1 protein-coding gene is annotated in these 1,173 nt (G+C 76.7%); it reads left to right on the forward strand.

Translation table 11 applies throughout. The features are described from left to right. Nucleotides 1-51: 51 nt before the first annotated feature. The coding region (locus FOE67_RS26280) for a CaiB/BaiF CoA transferase family protein (protein ID WP_182667321.1) at nucleotides 52-1,173 on the forward strand (1,122 nt) is incomplete at its 3' end.

The following is a 1,173-nucleotide window of genomic DNA, read 5'->3' on the forward strand; positions in this document are numbered from 1 at the left end:
GGGGCGGGCACCGCCCCGGGGGCGGACGCCCCCCGACCGCGGGGCGGCCCCCTGGCGGGCGTGCGGGTGGTCGAACTGGCCGGGATCGGGCCCGGCCCCTTCGCCGCGATGATCCTGGGCGACCTGGGCGCCGACGTGGTGCGGGTCGATCGCCCCGGCAGTGCCTGGCCGCACATCGACCCCCGATGGGACATCACCAACCGCAACAAGCGCTCGGTGCTGCTGGACCTCAAACGGGAGGGCTCCGCCGAGCGGGTGCTCGACCTGGTCGAACGCGCCGATGTGCTGGTGGAGGGCTACCGGCCCGGCGTGGCCGAACGCTTGGGCGTCGGCCCCGACGCCTGCCTGACCCGCAACCCCCGGCTGGTCTACGGCCGGATGACCGGCTGGGGCCAGGAGGGGCCACTGGCCCGCCGCGCGGGGCACGACATCGACTACGTCGCGATCACCGGCGCCCTCGGCGTCATCGGCCCCGCCGAGGGGCGTCCGGCCGTCCCGGCCAACCTGCTGGGCGACTACGCCGGTGGCTCCCTCTACCTCGTGGTGGGGGTCCTGGCCGCCCTCCACGGGGTGCGCGCCGGGGGCGCGGGGCAGGTCGTGGATGCCGCGATCGTGGACGGCACCGCCCACCTCACCACCATGCTGCACGGCATGATGGCCGCCGGTGCCTGGCGGGACCGTCGCGAGGCCAACCTCCTGGACGGCGGCACCCCCTGGTACGACACCTACGCCGCCGCCGACGGCCGGTACCTGGCCGTCGGCCCCCTGGAACCCCGTTTCTGGGAGGGGTTCCTGGAGCTGGTGGGCCTGGCCGGGGACCCGACGCTGCCCGACCGCGACGACGCGTCCCGTCGATCGGAACTGCGGGCCGCGATCGCGGCCCGGATCGCCGAACGCACCCGCGACGAGTGGATGGAGGTGTTCGCCGACACCGACGCCTGTGTGGCGCCGGTGCTCTCGCTGCGGGAGGCGCCCGATCACCCCCACCTGGCCGCCCGGGGAACCTTCGTGGAGCACGACGGACTGGTGCAGCCCGCCCCCGCGCCCCGCTTCTCGGACACCCCCGGCGCGATCCGGCGCGGGCCCTCCCGACCCGGCGCGGACGCCGTCGAGGTGGCCCGGGACTGGGGGGTGCCCGCCCTCGCCGGGGCCTCCGCCCCCGGTCCCGAACCC

Origin of the sequence: Streptomyces calidiresistens, assembly GCF_014141525.1 — a bacterium.
In the GTDB taxonomy this organism is placed as follows: domain Bacteria; phylum Actinomycetota; class Actinomycetes; order Streptomycetales; family Streptomycetaceae; genus Streptomyces; species Streptomyces calidiresistens.